Source organism: Bacillus sp. N447-1 (assembly GCF_022701035.1).
GTDB classification, from domain to species: Bacteria; Bacillota; Bacilli; order Bacillales; family Bacillaceae_G; genus Bacillus_A; species Bacillus_A cereus.
This window is the reverse complement of sequence record NZ_CP065509.1, coordinates 1,896,965-1,912,068: the sequence shown is the minus strand read 5'-3', so window position 1 is coordinate 1,912,068 and position 15,104 is coordinate 1,896,965. Positions and strand designations below refer to the sequence as shown.

Sequence of the window (15,104 nt, the reverse complement as noted above, 5' to 3'; positions counted from 1 at the left end):
ATAAAAGAATTGTATACATTTGTCGGTCAGTCGATATATTTAAAGAATCGCCGATATAAATCTCATGTATCATTAGTGATATCCATATGCAAAATTACTGAACTTGAACAGAGACATTCTCCTCTTGTTCTTCAGGTTTAACAAGTGCATAACGCTCCCATGCTCTACTTTTCCAGCGGAAGAACATAATAATGGCACGTGTCCATTCGTCGATGGCGATTGCTAGCCAAATACCAACGAGCCCCATATCTAAATGAAAGGCGAAAAAGTAACCTAGTGGTAAACTCATTAACACCATAGAGAATGCACCGATTAAAACAGGATATTTTGCATCACCAGCTGCACGAAGCGAATTAATGATGACGATATTCATCGTACGTCCCGTTTCAAGTAGTACACTTAGTAAAAGAACACTTGCGCCTAACCCGATAATGTACGGATTATCTGTAAACAGTCCCATTAATTGTGTACGGAATGTAATAACGAGAGCGACCATACATAAAGTTACACCAATCGCCCATTTTACACTTTTCCACAAGCGTTCGTATGCTTCATCTTTTTCGCCACCACCAACGAGGCGGCCAATAATAATGGCTGTTCCCATACCAATTGCAATAGCGAATAAATAAGTGAACATAGAAATGTTCGTAGCGTATTGTCTAGCCGCTAACGATTCCGTTCCTAAATATGTTGCATAGTATAAGAAGACAATTTGACAAGCTTGATACATAACTTGCTCAAAAGCAGATGGAATCCCGATTTTTAAAATTTTCCCGATATATTCTTTTGATAAGGTGAAATAATATTGTAATTTTACACGATATTCCATAACGCGGTATAGTAACCAGAAGAAAACAATAAGCGCTATAAGTCGGCTGACAGCAGAAGAAATGGCAGCCCCTTGTACACCGAGCTCAGGGAAACCAAATTTCCCGAAAATGAGTACATAGTTTCCAGCGATATGAATCATATTCATTCCGAGTGAAATAAACATCGCTTGCTTTGTGAAACCGTGTACACGGATAATTGCGGCTAATGAGTTAATAATAGCTTGTAGGAAGATGGCTCCTCCGACGATAGATAAGTAGTTTTGCGCATACGTTAGTACATCGCCTTGTAAGTTCATTGCGAGCATCATATGTTTCGAAAATAAAAGAAACCCAGCGCTTATAACGAGCCCAACTATTAAATTTAATGTGACGGCTAATGCTGATATTTTAGATGCTTCCATAAAGCGTTTGGAACCGAGGTATTGAGATACGACGATAGCTGCGCCGTTCCCGATGACTTCTAGTACCAAAATAGCGATATGGAGGTATTGATTCGCTGCACCAACCCCAGATACAGCATCGTCTGATAATGCACTTAACATGAAAGTATCAGCGATCCCCATTAACATAAAAAGAAAAACTTCTAGAAAAATAGGCCATGTTAATAAGAATAAACTTAATTTCTCAGTAGGCCCGTTTTTTGCCTGAATTGCTGCCATGTCCGTCCCCTCTTTACCGATATCTATTTTTAGCAAAATGTATCGTAACATACTTTCTTAACCTTTGCACTCATTTTAGCCTACATATTTTTATTATGAAGAGAGTGCTATTTTATGATAAAAACAAAAGGATAATTATACATAAAGTATTATGAGATATAAAATTCATTTTTCTCTGATAATTTAGAAAAGTATAAAAATATTGTTTTTAACACTTTAGTAAGAATAATCAGCAATATGAAACGTTTACAAAGATTTATTTTTTAACAGGAAATTTTAATGAAATAGAAATATAAATATACAAAAAATATATTTGTGTGTATAATATGAATTATTAGAACATATATATATTTCTTTCTGTTTGAAAATGAAAGGGCTAACATTTTTATGGAGGGTGGAAGTATGAAAAAAAAGATGCCAGTTTTTGTAGTATCAACAGTAGCAATGAGCATGATGTTAGGGGCATGTAGCTACCAAAAAGATGAACCGCAAGCGAACGCAAAAGGGGATAGCGGGAAAAGCGGTGCGAAGCAAGTTATTAACTTAATTGAAACGCAAGAAATTCCAACGATGGATCCAGCGTTATCAGCTGATGCAGTTTCTTCAAGAGTAATGGGTAATACGATGGAAGGCTTATACAGTTTAGGAAAAGATGATAAGCTAGTTCCTGGTGTAGCGAAGGAATTCCAAAAATCAGAAGATGGTAAAAAATATACATTTAAATTACGTGAAGACGCAAAATGGTCAAATGGTGATCCTGTGACGGCAAAAGATTTCGTATACGCATGGCAAAGAGCGATTAACCCAGATACAGCTGCGAAATCAGCGTACATTATGTATGATATAAAAAATGCAGAGAAAATTAATAAAAAAGAGATGAGTCCGGATCAATTAGGGGTAAAGGCGATTGATGATTATACATTAGAAGTGGAATTAGATAATTCAATTCCATACCTTGTAGATTTAATGGTATATCCAATCTTCTATCCTGTGAATGAAAAGTTTGTGAAAGAGCAAGGTACGAAGTTTGGTTTGGAAGCGAATACAACGCTTTATAACGGACCATTTACATTAAGTGATTGGCAACATGAACGTAGCTTTAAAATGACAAAGAGCGCGTCATATTGGGACAATAAAGAAGTGAAGATTGAAGAAGTAAACTTTAATATTGTAAAAGATACATCTACGCCAATTAACTTATATGAAACAAATGCAATTGATCGAGCGTCGTTATTAGCGGAGTTTATTGATAAATATAAAGGAAAACCAGATTTCCAAACAGTAGAAGATACATCTGTATTCTTCCTTCGTTTAAATCAAAAAGATCCAGCTTTAGCAAATAAAAATATTCGTAAAGCAATTTCACTTGCTTTTGACCGTAAGCCATTCGTGGATACATTATTAAATAACGGTTCTAAGCCAGCAACAGGATTAATTCCTGATAACTTCATTAAAGGACCAGATAAAAAAGATTTCCGTGCTGTAAACGGGGATATTGTAAAACCAAACGTGAAAGAAGCGAAGAAATATTGGGAAGCTGGTAAAAAAGAACTTGGTAAAAATGAAATCGAATTAGAATTATTAAATGAAGATGTAGAGTTATCAAAGAAAACTGGTGAATATTTAAAAGGTGAATTAGAAAAGAATTTACCAGGTTTAACAGTAAAAATTAAACAACAACCATTCGCACAAAAACTAAAATTAGAAGATGCGGGCGATTATGTCATGTCATTCTCTGGATGGAGTGCGGACTTCCCAGATCCAATTACATATCTTGATATGTTTGTAACAGATGGGTCACAAAATAAGATGAAGTACTCTAATCCAAAATACGATGAAATCATTATGAAGGCGAAAAAAGATGGAAGCGATGTAAATGCTCGTTGGAAGAACTTATTAGAAGCAGAAAAAATGTTACTTGATGATGCTGCGATCGTTCCAGTATATCAACGTGGTAGAGCATATTTACAAAGAGATTCAATTAAAAATATGTATAACCATAAATATGGCGGCGATTTAAGCTTTAAATGGGCGTCAGTAGAGAAATAAAAAAAAAGCAGGTGATCGCCTGCTTTTTTTTTAATACGTTCGTTTCTTATAAATGCCTTTTCCGCCAACTTGGTTCCAGCCAGATTGTACATCCAAACTTTTGTTAACAAACTTCATTTTTTCTTTTCCACCAAAGAGCTTTTCGCCGATGCTATTTGTAATGATACCAATCAATGCTGTTATTCCGATGATGAGGGCAGCAACCGTAATAAAATCAATAAAAAAAGCAATCATTTGAAAACTCCCCCTTTGCCTGTCTGTATGTTTATTGTATGAGATAAAAAATGAAAAAGAAAGAAATGTCAGAAAAATATTTAATTTACTTTAGAAATCGTGTAGACAGGAGGGAGGATATTTGTTAAAATGAGAACAAACGTTCCTTTTATTCTCATTTGTATAGTCTTACATTTCTTAATTGATTTATCAAGAAAAAGTAAGAAAACGTTCTCTTTTCATAGGGAAGATTATAGATAAATAACTATATATTATATGAAAAATCTATGAGAAGTGAGTAGTAAAAGGATTGAAAGTTATTGTTAAAGTACAGCTGAAGTGAGCGTAATCATGTTACATAGCAGTGAAATGCACGGAAGAGTTTTCTCAACTAGCAGGAAATTTACTGTATATTTCTTGCAAAATCTATTGTATAATGATTATAGAAGTTACTTATTAAAAGTAATTGTTGTTTATTATAAGTTGTTGCTTACATGAAATGCGATTTTTGTACTTTTCAATAAGACAAGTTATCGCGAAAAATTGCTGAAGTTAGAAATTAAAACTGTATTTAGTACAGAATTTGTACTCTTTAAGGAGAGTGAGCTTTGTATGGTAACATTATATAGTTCTCCAAGCTGTACGTCTTGTAGAAAGGCGAAATTATGGCTAGAGGAAAATCATATTCCCTATACAGAACGTAATATTTTCTCAGATCCATTAACGATTGAGGAAATTAAAGAGATTTTACGTATGACAGAAAGCGGAACGGATGAGATTATTTCTACTCGTTCGAAAGTTTTCCAAGAATTGAATGTAAACTTAGAGTCTTTACCACTTCAAGATTTATATAAGATGATTCGTGACTATCCAGGGATTTTACGTCGTCCAATTATGATTGACGAGAAACGCCTTCAAGTTGGTTACAACGAAGACGAAATTCGTCGTTTCTTACCACGTACAGTAAGAACGTTCCAATTACGTGAAGCACAACGTCTTGTAAATTAATTATAATAATATGAAAACCTTCTACCTATTATATAGTAGAAGGTTTTTTTTAATGTTTCACATTGCGTAATCGAACTTGTTGTACGATAAAGCCGATGCATAAAATAGTGAAAATGAACAAATAAGGAATGCTTGTAGTGAAACTTGGATTGTTATGAAAAAAGGTTGCAAGTCTGTCTTCATGTGTAACCATTTTTCCTGCAGTATAGGCAAGAATCGCTGCACCGCAATAAATGAGGAATGGAAATCGTTCCATAAGTATTAAAATAAGTTTGCTGCCCCAAATAATAATCGGGATAGAAATGAGTAAGCCGATTATGACGAGTAAAAATCTCCCGTGAGCTGCACCTGCAATGGCAATAACATTATCAAACCCCATAACGAGATCCGCGAAAACAATTGTCCGCACAGCTTGAAATAAAGTTGTTTTTCCTTGAATAGAAGAAAGATCGTTGCTATTATCGGTTAATAAATTGACTGCAATTAATGTAAGTAAAACCCCGCCAATCAATTGTAGAAATGGAATGTCGAGTAAATAGACAGCTAGTATAGTAAGGATGATTCTTAGTACAATCGCTAAAAGAGTACCGATCAAAATAGCCTTATTTCGTTTCGATTCAGGTAAATTTCGGCTAGCTAGTGCGATGACGATTGCATTGTCACCACCTAATACAACATCGATACCGACAATCATTAGTACGGATGTTAAAAACTCTAAGTCCATTCGTCTGCCTCCATTTATGATGTTTTAATAAGCGAACTATATGTATGTGATGAAGAAAGTTGTTGTTAAATAATCTCTTCTAATAGAAGTTTCACTTTATTACAGTGTACGGGGGAATGTGGAAATGTATGTCCAAATTTTTTGTAAGTAAGAAATCGCTATAATAATATATTTATGTAGTTTATCGAGTAAAGATAGGCATATAACTATTTTTGTAAAATAAATCGATTTTATTTCCATTCTGGAGAATCTTATCATAAAATGAGAGTACAAGAATCTATTGATTTGTCATATGAGTGGGGAATCCCTTCATAACAATTCTAAGCAGGAAGGGAGAGTTGTATTTTGGATATTGAAAGAATTAATGATCATACGATGAAATTTTTTATTACGTACATTGATATAGAGGATAGAGGATTTAATCGTGAAGAAATTTGGTATGATCGCGAACGAAGTGAAGAGCTCTTTTGGGAGATGATGGACGAAGCTCGTGATCATGACGATTTCTTTATTGATGGACCGTTATGGATTCAAGTGCAAGCAGTCGATAAAGGGATTGAAGTACTTGTCACGAAAGCAGAGCTTTCAAAGGACGGACAAAAGCTGGAACTACCGATAGGGGTAGACAAAATTATAGATATTCCTCTAGATGAAGGCATCGAATCATTATTCCAACAAGAATTAGTCGAAGAGGTAGAAGAACAAACAGGAACAAACTTTAATGAAGATGGTACGTTTGGCTTTTTAATTAAATTTAATGATTTTGAAGATGTCATTTCATTAAGTCATCGTCTTATCTTTGAAGATATAAAAGATGAGCTGTATTCATTTGAGGACCGCTATTATGTATATGTGGAATTCGATGAAGTGCTACATGATGAAGAAGAAATCGATCGTATTTTAAGTATTATTTTAGAATATGGAGAAGAATCAACTTTAACAATTCATCGTGTAAGTGAGTATGGAAAACAAATTGTGAAAGAGCATGCGCTTGAAACGATTCGCAATAATTTTCCTGCTAAAACGTAGGCCGATTTCTGTAGTATGAAATCGGCTTTTTATATGAAGAATAGGAAAGCTTTCTTAGTTAGGAGGTAAGAGATGAAAAATACGTTAAAGCTGATTTTCTTTATACTGCTATTGTTCGCATTATTTGTTTCGTTACGTATGTTTATTGATGTAGCATTTTATTCAGATGTGATTGGGATAAAAGATGTTTCGATTTTAGGTATTATTAGTATTTTATTTACAGTATCTGCGTTTTTAATTGGTTGCGTTATTTTCTTAGAAAATCGACATCCATCTAAAACACTTACATGGTTAATTGTTTTAGGAATTTTTCCGGTATTTGGTTTCTTTGCTTATTTATTATTCGGACAAAATTTTCGAAGAAAAAGAATGTTCCAAAAGAAGGCGTTACTTGATGAACAGGCGTTTTTACAATATAAAGGGCATGAAGATTACGAAGAACGAATTTTACGCAATCATAAGCATCAAGAACTGTTATTTCGTTTAGCGGATCGATTAGGAGCTTTAAATATTTCATTTCAAACTGAAACGAGGACATTAACAAATGGAGATGAAACGTTTCGGGCTATTTTAAATGGGTTAAAACGAGCGAAACATCACATTCATATGGAATATTACATTGTGCGTGATGATAAATTAGGAACAGAAATTAAAGATATTTTAATACAAAAATCGAAAGAAGGCGTTGTTGTTCGCTTTTTATATGATGCGGTTGGAAGTTTTAAGTTATCGAAATCGTATATTGAAGAATTAAACGATGCAGGTGTAGAAATGATTCCATTCTTTCCTGTGCGCTTTCCGATTTTAAACGATAAGATTAATTATCGAAATCATAGGAAAATTGTTGTGATTGATGGGAACGAAGGATTTGTAGGCGGATTAAATATCGGTGATGAGTATTTAGGGAAAAATAAATATTTTGGCTTTTGGCGAGATACGCATTTGTATTTACGTGGTGAAGCGGTTCAAAGTTTACAACTTATTTTCCTTCAAGACTGGTTTTATATGACTGGAGAGGCTGTGCTAGCCCCTGAATATTTACAAGCAAAAGCAGTTGAGGGTGATCATTGGGGAGGAGTGCAGCTAGTTGCAGGTGGCCCCGATAATAAGTGGGAAACGATTAAGCATTTATATTTCGCAATGATCGCTTCTGCTCGGAAATCTATTTGGATTGCAACGCCGTATTTTATTCCGGATGATGATATTTTATCCGCATTAAAGGTTGCTGCACTTGCTGGTATTGATGTTCGTTTATTAATGCCGAGTAAACCGGATAAGCGTACTGTCTTTTACGCATCGAGATCGTACTTCCCAGAGCTTTTAGATGCAGGAGTAAAGATATATGAATACGAAAAAGGTTTTCTTCATAGTAAAATTGTCATCGTTGATTCTGATTTAGCTTCAATTGGGACAGCTAATATGGATATGAGAAGTTTTCATTTGAATTTTGAAGTAAATGCCTTTTTATATGATACAGATAGCATTCGAAAACTTGTTCAAGACTTTAAAGATGATTTAGAAGAATCAAGTGAAATTCATGGTGATCATTTTCATAAAAGACGTCTTCATAGACGAATTGTTGAATCAACGTACCGATTATTATCACCTTTATTATAAAAAGAGATGTCCGAAATTGGGACATCTCTTTTTTAAAAGGAATTTGTAACAAATTGTAGAATATAAGGAGCTGAAAGGGTGTGATTACGATATTTATCGCTAAAAGAGAAAACGGTGAAAAAATTCATTTACTCTATAATTGTAATGAAGAGCTTTTGCGCCGTATGCGTCAACAAGAACGATTCTTTTGTGTAGCTTGCGGAAAGGAAGTGCAAATGAAATTAGGGAAACAAAAAAGTTGGCATTTTGCTCATAAAAAAGTGGATTCATGTCTTGCCTTTTATGAAGCGGAATCAAAGTATCATATGCATGGTAAAGAATTGTTATATAGATGGTTCAAACGTCAAAACTTTCAGGTGGATATAGAGTACTACCTCCCAGAAATTAAGCAACGACCAGATGTTTTTGTAGAGAGGGCGGGTAGAAAAATTGCAATTGAATACCAATGTGCAAACCTCGCTATAGAGCAGCTGTACAAAAGAACATATTCGTATTGGCAAGCTGGTATACAGGTCATTTGGATCGTTGGTGGAAATCAATTGAAAAAGCAATCTGCATATTGGATGAAATTTTCCTCACTTATGGCTTTCTCCTTACAATCTTATCCTCAGCCACTTCTTATTTTCTTCTGTCCGAAACAAAAATCATTTATGAAATGTGCATTTGTCACTCCCTTTTCTACAAATGTTTTTTTCTCACATACTATATATTTACCAACTGATGCGACTACTTTTGAAATGCTTTTTTCTCCTGTTCCTTTCGGGAAAGAAAGATTGGGTGAAGAGTGGAAGAAGAGAAAGAAAAACTTTCGCCAAAATGCCTTACCGATTTGGAATTATAATTATAAGTCATTATTACGCCTCTTATATCAATTTAAATGTACCCCAGCGAGCTTTCCTTCTGAAATTGGTGTTCCACTCCCTTCTGCATTTGCTTTTCAAACAAACCCATTTATATGGCAAGCTTTTCTATATATGAAGTGTATAGGGGAGCTTGCAGTGGGAGAGTGTATTTCTCTTCAATACGTGTGTAGTTATGTAAAAAGGTATACGAAAAGGCGGATACTTCCGTACTTTTCGCAGCACATATGGAAAATGGCAGTTACTGAATATATGACATTTTTATGCTATATAGGTGTTTTACGTAAAGTGGGAACTTATACGTACCGAAAAATAAGGGATGCCGTGATGTTAAAAACAGAGGAGGAAATTATGAAACATGATGAGATTTGCTTAATACATGCGCTATCTTTATTTGAGGCAAATTTTAACATGAGAGGAGGAAAAGCGGATATAATAAAGAATGATTGTGAAGGAATTACATAAGAAAAAAACGAATTGTACTTAAGTAGAGATATTTAAAGGAGGGCTTAAAGAATGTCTGAACAAAACAAAGCGAAAGCATTACCAGATCGCAACGAGATTGAAGAAGCAAGTACGTGGCGATTAGAAGATATTTTCCAAACGGATGCAGAATGGGAAAAAGAATTCCAAGCTATTAAAGAGCTATTACCGAAGTTAACTGAATTTAAAGGGAAACTTGGTGACTCTGCGGACAATTTACTTGAGGCATTGCAATATGAAGATGAAATATCAATGCGATTAGGTAAGTTATATACATATGCTCATATGCGTTACGATCAAGATACAACAAACTCTGTATATCAAGCATTAAATGATCGTGCAACAAATTTATATTCACAAGTATCTAGTAGCACAGCGTATATTGTGCCTGAAATTTTATCGATTTCAGAAGATACATTGCAAACATTCTTGAAGGAAAATAGAGATTTAAGTGTATATGAACATGCATTAGAAGAAATTACACGTCAACGCCCGCACGTATTATCAGAAGCTGAGGAAGCTTTATTAGCAGAAGCATCTGAAGTAATGAGTTCATCAAGCAGTACATTCGGTATGTTGAATAACGCGGATTTAAAATTCCCATCTATTAAAGGGGAAGACGGAGAAGAAATAGAAATTACACATGGCCGTTACATTCAGTTTTTAGAAAGTGATGATCCTCGTGTTCGCAAAGATGCATTTAAAGCTGTATATGAAACGTACGGAAAATTTAAAAACACATTCGCAAGTACGTTAAGCGGAGCAGTAAAACGTAATAATTTCAATGCGCGTGTTCGTAAATATGATTCTGCTCGCCAAGCTGCACTGAGCAATAATAATATTCCGGAAGCAGTATACGATCAACTCGTTGAAACAGTAAATGACAACTTACATTTATTACACCGTTACATCGATATTCGTAAGCGTGCACTAGGACTTGATGAGCTTCATATGTATGATTTATATACACCACTTGTACCAGAAGTGAAAATGAATGTGAAATACGAAGAAGCGCAAGACCTTTTATTAAAATCTTTAAACGTACTTGGTGATGAATATGTTGATATTTTGAAAGAGGCATATGAAAATCGCTGGGTAGATGTGTATGAGAATAAAGGAAAACGAAGCGGGGCATATTCATCTGGTGCATATGGAACAAATCCGTATATTTTAATGAACTGGCATGATAATGTAAATAATTTATTTACACTTGCTCATGAGTTTGGTCATTCGGTGCATAGTTACTATACAAGAAAAACACAACCGCACGTATATGGTGATTATTCCATCTTCGTAGCAGAAGTGGCATCTACTTGTAATGAAGCGCTTCTAAATGATTATTTATTAAAAACGACAGGAGATAAGAAAGAGCGTCTATATTTATTAAATCATTATTTAGAAGGGTTCCGTGGTACTGTATTCCGTCAAACGATGTTTGCAGAGTTTGAACATATTATTCATAAGAAAGTACAAGAAGGACATGCTGTTACGCCAGACATGTTAACGGAAATTTACTATGATTTAAATAAGAAATATTTCGGTGACGCTTTAGTAATCGACGAAGAGATTGGTTTAGAATGGTCTCGTATTCCACACTTCTACTACAACTATTACGTATATCAATACGCAACAGGATTTAGTGCAGCGACAGCTCTATCTAAACAGATTTTAGAAGAAGGACAACCAGCAGTAGAACGTTATATTAACGAGTTCTTAAAAGCAGGAAGCTCTGATTATCCAATTGAAGTGCTGAAAAAAGCAGGAGTAGATATGGCATCTCCTGAACCAGTAAAAGAGGCGCTACAAGTATTTGAAGAGAAATTAAATGAATTAGAAGCATTATTATTTGAAGAAAAGTAATGAAAAAAGACGAGGGATTGTATCCTCGTCTTTTTGTTGAATAGATTCAATGTCGATATTTGTCGGAGAGAAAGGTGAATTTCTTTGTTTTTCTAACTGAAAGGATAGTTTTACGACTGATTTTTAAAATTAAAACCCTTTGAATCGTTTTTTATAATTGAAATAAGAGAGAGTGATAACGATGATTCCGAATAAAAGAGGTAAGGCAATAATTTTAGGAAAAGCTTGTAGTAGAGAGAGGATGTACAAGAAAAAAGAAACGATGACAGCTAGAAAGAGAAGAGCAATATAAGATTTTTTCATAAATAAACCCCCTAAATGACCTTTTTTATAGCTTATTCAAAAATGAAAACGTTTAGAATGTGACAAAAGTGTGAAATTCGACAAAAGGGGTTGTCATCTGACGTCGAATCTTGTAATATAATAAGCGTGAACGAATTCACATACAAACATATACCCCTTTGTTTGAACGTGAAAATTTCTCCCATCCCCTTTAATATTTTTATAAGCCGTAAAGAAGAAGACCTGGTGTTTACACCAGGTCTTTTTCTTTTGCTATCCATTTCCAATAACGTTCGCATTTTACTTCTATCATTTGTACTTTTCGTTTCAGTTGTAATTTTTTTAGTTCGCGTTCAATTTCTTGTTGCGGACAATCATAAATAAATGCTACTTCTTTTGAAGATATAAATTGTGTTGCCTCTAGTAACACTTCTAAAGGTGGTAATGGTTCTGGCTCAATTTCACATTTTACAAGTTCTTTCAATAATTGTACGTATACATCGTAGGAATAATTTCCAGCGATTTTAATACCTTCTTCATCTGAGTTCGCATGAAAAAAGACGAGGGAAGGTATTTCTGTAATATGCATTTCATTCGTGAATTTCAAGTCACACTGGAAAGCTTTTTTTGCACTAGCAGAATGTAGATCTTTTTTAAATTCTTCTACATCAATATTGCTATCTTTCGCACATGCAAGTAATAGTTCGCAGTCAGGGTTTGATACATTTTCAAGGAAAATGTATTCTTGGAGTTTTCGCAAAAACTTCGAACCTGCTTTTCGGCCTTGCAACTCCGCTGCCTTAATTGCCATCGAAACTAAATATGGTGTTGATGATGCTTCTTGCATATGTACCTTTCCATCACATGAAAAACCTTGTAAACTGGTTGTCTTTTCCCACACAAATCGAATATTAGCAGGTTTATTCCATTTGTGTGAGGAAGCGTTCGTTCCATCCACTTTTCCTGTTACGATATGACGAATAGAGAAGTATTTCCCGTATTCAAGCCATAGTTTAATAATAAAAGGCTCAATTTCCCAGCAATCTTTACAAAGTGGATCAATAAATAAATATGCTTCTACAGACTTATGCTCGCATGCGGAAGGAGATGGCATATTTATATGCTTTGCTTCCTGCTTATCCATTACACTTCACCTGTTTCGTTTGGAGTATTAACCATATGCTGAGCGGTTAATGCTAAACGTTCAAAAACAAACTCTCTTATATGACCATGAACTCCAGTATCATCCATTGCTTGCTCCATACATGATAGCCAAGCCTCTGCTCGTTTTGGAGTAATCTCAAACGGAAGATGGCGTGCCCTTAACATAGGATGACCATGTTCTTCAGTGTACAAATTAGGACCACCTAAATATTGTGTTAAAAATTGCTTCTGCTTCCTAGCGGTTTCTGTTAAATCTTCCGGGAAGATGGGAGATAAGTCAGGGTGTTTACTGACATAGGAATAAAATGTATCTACTAATATTGCAATGCATTGTTCACCGCCAATTCCTTCAAATGGTGTCATCGGTTGCTTGCTCATCCTTTATAAACTCCTTTTTCCATGAAATGTATATCTATTGTAGCAATGGAATGTTCGAGAGGGCAAATAAACAGCTTTCTCAAAGATTCTTTGCTTATTCTACGGGTGTAAACTTTTTTAGTGAGATGTATCCACTAGTGAAACATATTCACTAGTGGAATTTTCACTTTAGCGTGCTTTTTTTTGTTTGGCAAGGAAAAAGCGTTTTACTTTGTTATTTGTATGGCGAACAGGTATGTTATGTTGCGTTAATAAATGAATAAATGCAGCTTTTCCTGTTTCTTCATCTTGTACTTCAAATTCAATTTCATAATCATCGTGATTGTAATAGAAACTATGATCAAAGACAAGCGTTCCGCCTTTAAATAATGTTTCTGCTCTTTCTGTTGTTAAACTACCCATATATGTTAAAGCAGAAACAGGAATTTGTAATTTGTGTAATTGATCTACTACTGCTCCTTGAATGATTGTGTTTGTTTCCATCATCATTTTTGCTTCGTCTTCTGTTACGACTTGATGCGTTTCTAATAAACCGATTTCTGCAGGTTGTTTCAACGTTAACGTATAAGTTGCTCCTTTATGACGAATACGAAGTGCAGAGCCAGCTTCTTTTAACGAGAAGTCAGGTGTTTCAAAGTAGTGATTCACTTGTTTTGTAAATGCTTCAATAGAAAACGATTTACATAATGTATCGAATTCTTCTTTTGTAACGATATTTTTGAATTCAATTTCAATTTCTTGTGTCATTGTATAATCTCCTTTTGAAAAATAATTCTTTACACATTATCGCTTTTTCATAAATTTGGTTCAATGTTTTATTTGTTTGCGTCCATGTTATGATACAATAATACTGTTAAGTAAGACAGGAAGTTGAGATGGAGGAGTTAGAGCATGCAAAATAAAATCCAAGTTAAGAGCGTAGAAAAGAGAGAGAATGCTCTTATTTTTTGTGCGGAAAATAGTGAAATAGAGGTAAAGGAGTTAAGTGCGCGTAATCACGTACTTGTAGACTCAGACAATTTATCATTTTTATATATCTTAGAAAATGAATCATCTTTCATTTATGTAAGTATTCCGCACACATGCTGGGAAGCAATGCATGAAGCGATGAATAACGATGTGGTTATGTTCGTTCGCGTGAATGACATTGAAATGGAATTAGAAGGATTAAAAGAAGAAGTAGAATATTTAGTTGAAAATATTGAAGGTAATGCAAATTACGGAGAAGAATTAGTAACTGCTGTAGAAAAAGTATTTCTATAAGCAAATGGATTGATTTTGGTGGTGGTTGAAATGAATCGAAATTGGGAAGAATTTTTAGCACCTTACCACCAAGCGGTGGCAGAGCTAAAAGTGAAACTAAAAGGAATGCGTACTCAATTTGCAATGTTAACAGAGCATTCTCCAATTGAGTTTGTAACAGGAAGGGTAAAGTCGGTTGCAAGTATTATTGATAAAGCGGAGAAGAGAAATGTACCGCTAGACCGATTGAGAGAAGATATGCAGGATATTGCTGGGCTTAGAATGATGTGTCAATTTGTTGATGAGATTAAGCCTGTTGTAGAATATCTTCGAAAACGAAATGACTTTGAAATCGTGGAAGAACGTGATTATGTCACGCAAAAGAAAGATAGCGGTTATCGTTCTTATCATGTTGTCATTAGTTATCCTGTTCAAACGATTCAAGGTGAACAAAAAGTATTGGTAGAAATCCAAATACGCACGCTAGCAATGAACTTTTGGGCAACAATTGAGCATTCTTTAAATTATAAATATAGTGGACGTTTTCCTGAAGATATTAAAATACGATTGCAACGTGCAGCTGAAGCGGCGTTTTTATTAGATGAAGAAATGTCTTCTATTCGTCTTGAAATTCAAGAAGCGCAAAAGGCTTTTTCAAGAAAGCAAGAAACGAAAGATTCCGAATCATAAACTAAAGGGTGTTGGG

General features: G+C 34.6%; 15 protein-coding genes. 8 read left to right on the top strand and 7 right to left on the bottom strand.

Annotation, left to right across the window (positions count from 1 at the left end):
- Window positions 1–94: 94 nt before the first annotated feature.
- Window positions 95–1,540: an MATE family efflux transporter gene (locus tag IQ781_RS09565; RefSeq protein ID WP_002164600.1), complete on the bottom strand. Its 1,446-nt coding sequence runs from the start codon at window positions 1,538–1,540 to the stop codon at window positions 95–97.
- Window positions 1,541–1,891: 351 nt separating this feature from the next.
- Between IQ781_RS09565 and IQ781_RS09560 the strand changes: the two genes are divergently transcribed.
- Entirely contained in the window at window positions 1,892–3,538 is a 1,647-nt protein-coding gene (locus tag IQ781_RS09560) for a peptide ABC transporter substrate-binding protein (protein WP_000728609.1), read from the top strand.
- Window positions 3,539–3,568: 30 nt separating this feature from the next.
- On the opposite strand, the gene IQ781_RS09555 is transcribed toward IQ781_RS09560, so the two are convergent.
- A complete protein-coding gene (locus IQ781_RS09555) occupies window positions 3,569–3,772 on the bottom strand; it encodes a hypothetical protein (protein ID WP_000559968.1) in 204 nt (67 codons plus the stop codon).
- 591 nt (window positions 3,773–4,363) lie between these two features.
- On the opposite strand from IQ781_RS09555, the gene spx reads away from it, so the two are divergent.
- Window positions 4,364–4,759, top strand: a complete 396-nt coding sequence (gene spx / locus IQ781_RS09550; protein WP_000258267.1) for a transcriptional regulator Spx — start codon at window positions 4,364–4,366, stop codon at window positions 4,757–4,759.
- A gap of 49 nt (window positions 4,760–4,808) precedes the next feature.
- On the opposite strand, the gene IQ781_RS09545 is transcribed toward spx, so the two are convergent.
- Window positions 4,809–5,483 (bottom strand): TerC family protein, encoded by a 675-nt coding sequence (locus tag IQ781_RS09545; RefSeq protein WP_000362607.1) that lies wholly within the window; start codon window positions 5,481–5,483, stop codon window positions 4,809–4,811.
- A gap of 345 nt (window positions 5,484–5,828) precedes the next feature.
- On the opposite strand from IQ781_RS09545, the gene mecA reads away from it, so the two are divergent.
- From mecA to pepF, 4 genes are all read left to right on the top strand, one after another.
- Window positions 5,829–6,512 (top strand): adaptor protein MecA, encoded by a 684-nt coding sequence (gene mecA, locus IQ781_RS09540; protein ID WP_000350713.1) that lies wholly within the window; start codon window positions 5,829–5,831, stop codon window positions 6,510–6,512.
- A 72-nt stretch (window positions 6,513–6,584) separates the two neighbouring features.
- Window positions 6,585–8,129 carry a cardiolipin synthase gene (locus IQ781_RS09535; protein ID WP_000799194.1) on the top strand — a complete coding sequence of 515 codons (1,545 nt, stop codon included), beginning with the start codon at window positions 6,585–6,587 and terminating at the stop codon, window positions 8,127–8,129.
- Between the two features lie 80 nt (window positions 8,130–8,209).
- Complete coding sequence (locus tag IQ781_RS09530) at window positions 8,210–9,454, top strand: competence protein CoiA (RefSeq protein ID WP_000628315.1); 1,245 nt, start codon at window positions 8,210–8,212, stop codon at window positions 9,452–9,454.
- Between the two features lie 51 nt (window positions 9,455–9,505).
- Window positions 9,506–11,332, top strand: coding sequence for an oligoendopeptidase F (pepF, locus tag IQ781_RS09525; RefSeq protein ID WP_065382046.1), 1,827 nt, complete (start codon window positions 9,506–9,508; stop codon window positions 11,330–11,332).
- 129 nt (window positions 11,333–11,461) lie between these two features.
- Here the strand turns inward: pepF and IQ781_RS09520 are convergent, their stop codons facing one another.
- The 4 genes from IQ781_RS09520 to IQ781_RS09505 form a co-directional block, all read right to left on the bottom strand.
- Complete coding sequence (locus tag IQ781_RS09520) at window positions 11,462–11,635, bottom strand: hypothetical protein (protein WP_000750355.1); 174 nt, start codon at window positions 11,633–11,635, stop codon at window positions 11,462–11,464.
- A 229-nt stretch (window positions 11,636–11,864) separates the two neighbouring features.
- Window positions 11,865–12,758, bottom strand: a complete 894-nt coding sequence (locus IQ781_RS09515; protein WP_000360645.1) for a ClpXP adapter SpxH family protein — start codon at window positions 12,756–12,758, stop codon at window positions 11,865–11,867.
- Entirely contained in the window at window positions 12,758–13,156 is a 399-nt protein-coding gene (locus tag IQ781_RS09510; RefSeq protein WP_000043390.1) for a globin domain-containing protein, read from the bottom strand. Before IQ781_RS09510 ends, IQ781_RS09515 begins: the two co-directional genes overlap by 1 nt.
- A gap of 168 nt (window positions 13,157–13,324) precedes the next feature.
- Window positions 13,325–13,903 carry a CYTH domain-containing protein gene (locus IQ781_RS09505; protein WP_000191116.1) on the bottom strand — a complete coding sequence of 193 codons (579 nt, stop codon included), beginning with the start codon at window positions 13,901–13,903 and terminating at the stop codon, window positions 13,325–13,327.
- A 144-nt stretch (window positions 13,904–14,047) separates the two neighbouring features.
- Here IQ781_RS09505 and IQ781_RS09500 point away from each other — a divergent pair, with 144 nt between their 5' ends.
- Both IQ781_RS09500 and yjbM read left to right on the top strand, forming a co-directional pair.
- A complete protein-coding gene (locus IQ781_RS09500; protein WP_001180003.1) occupies window positions 14,048–14,419 on the top strand; it encodes a UPF0738 family protein in 372 nt (123 codons plus the stop codon).
- A gap of 30 nt (window positions 14,420–14,449) precedes the next feature.
- The gene (gene yjbM, locus IQ781_RS09495; RefSeq protein WP_001081482.1) at window positions 14,450–15,088 is read left to right on the top strand and encodes a GTP diphosphokinase; all 639 of its coding nucleotides are present in this window, start codon (window positions 14,450–14,452) and stop codon (window positions 15,086–15,088) included.
- Window positions 15,089–15,104 lie beyond the last annotated feature (16 nt).

Bases quoted from the DNA above. Each gene is read 5' to 3' on its own strand.
- IQ781_RS09565 (WP_002164600.1), bottom strand. From the start codon at position 1,540: ATGTTACGATACATTTTGCTAAAAATAGATATCGGTAAAGAGGGGACG.
- IQ781_RS09560 (WP_000728609.1), top strand. From the start codon at position 1,892: ATGAAAAAAAAGATGCCAGTTTTTGTAGTATCAACAGTAGCAATGAGC.
- IQ781_RS09555 (WP_000559968.1), bottom strand. From the start codon at position 3,772: ATGATTGCTTTTTTTATTGATTTTATTACGGTTGCTGCCCTCATCATC.
- spx (WP_000258267.1), top strand. From the start codon at position 4,364: ATGGTAACATTATATAGTTCTCCAAGCTGTACGTCTTGTAGAAAGGCG.
- IQ781_RS09545 (WP_000362607.1), bottom strand. From the start codon at position 5,483: ATGGACTTAGAGTTTTTAACATCCGTACTAATGATTGTCGGTATCGAT.
- IQ781_RS09535 (WP_000799194.1), top strand. From the start codon at position 6,585: ATGAAAAATACGTTAAAGCTGATTTTCTTTATACTGCTATTGTTCGCA.
- pepF (WP_065382046.1), top strand. From the start codon at position 9,506: ATGTCTGAACAAAACAAAGCGAAAGCATTACCAGATCGCAACGAGATT.
- IQ781_RS09520 (WP_000750355.1), bottom strand. From the start codon at position 11,635: ATGAAAAAATCTTATATTGCTCTTCTCTTTCTAGCTGTCATCGTTTCT.
- IQ781_RS09515 (WP_000360645.1), bottom strand. From the start codon at position 12,758: ATGGATAAGCAGGAAGCAAAGCATATAAATATGCCATCTCCTTCCGCA.
- IQ781_RS09510 (WP_000043390.1), bottom strand. From the start codon at position 13,156: ATGAGCAAGCAACCGATGACACCATTTGAAGGAATTGGCGGTGAACAA.
- IQ781_RS09505 (WP_000191116.1), bottom strand. From the start codon at position 13,903: ATGACACAAGAAATTGAAATTGAATTCAAAAATATCGTTACAAAAGAA.
- IQ781_RS09500 (WP_001180003.1), top strand. From the start codon at position 14,048: ATGCAAAATAAAATCCAAGTTAAGAGCGTAGAAAAGAGAGAGAATGCT.
- yjbM (WP_001081482.1), top strand. From the start codon at position 14,450: ATGAATCGAAATTGGGAAGAATTTTTAGCACCTTACCACCAAGCGGTG.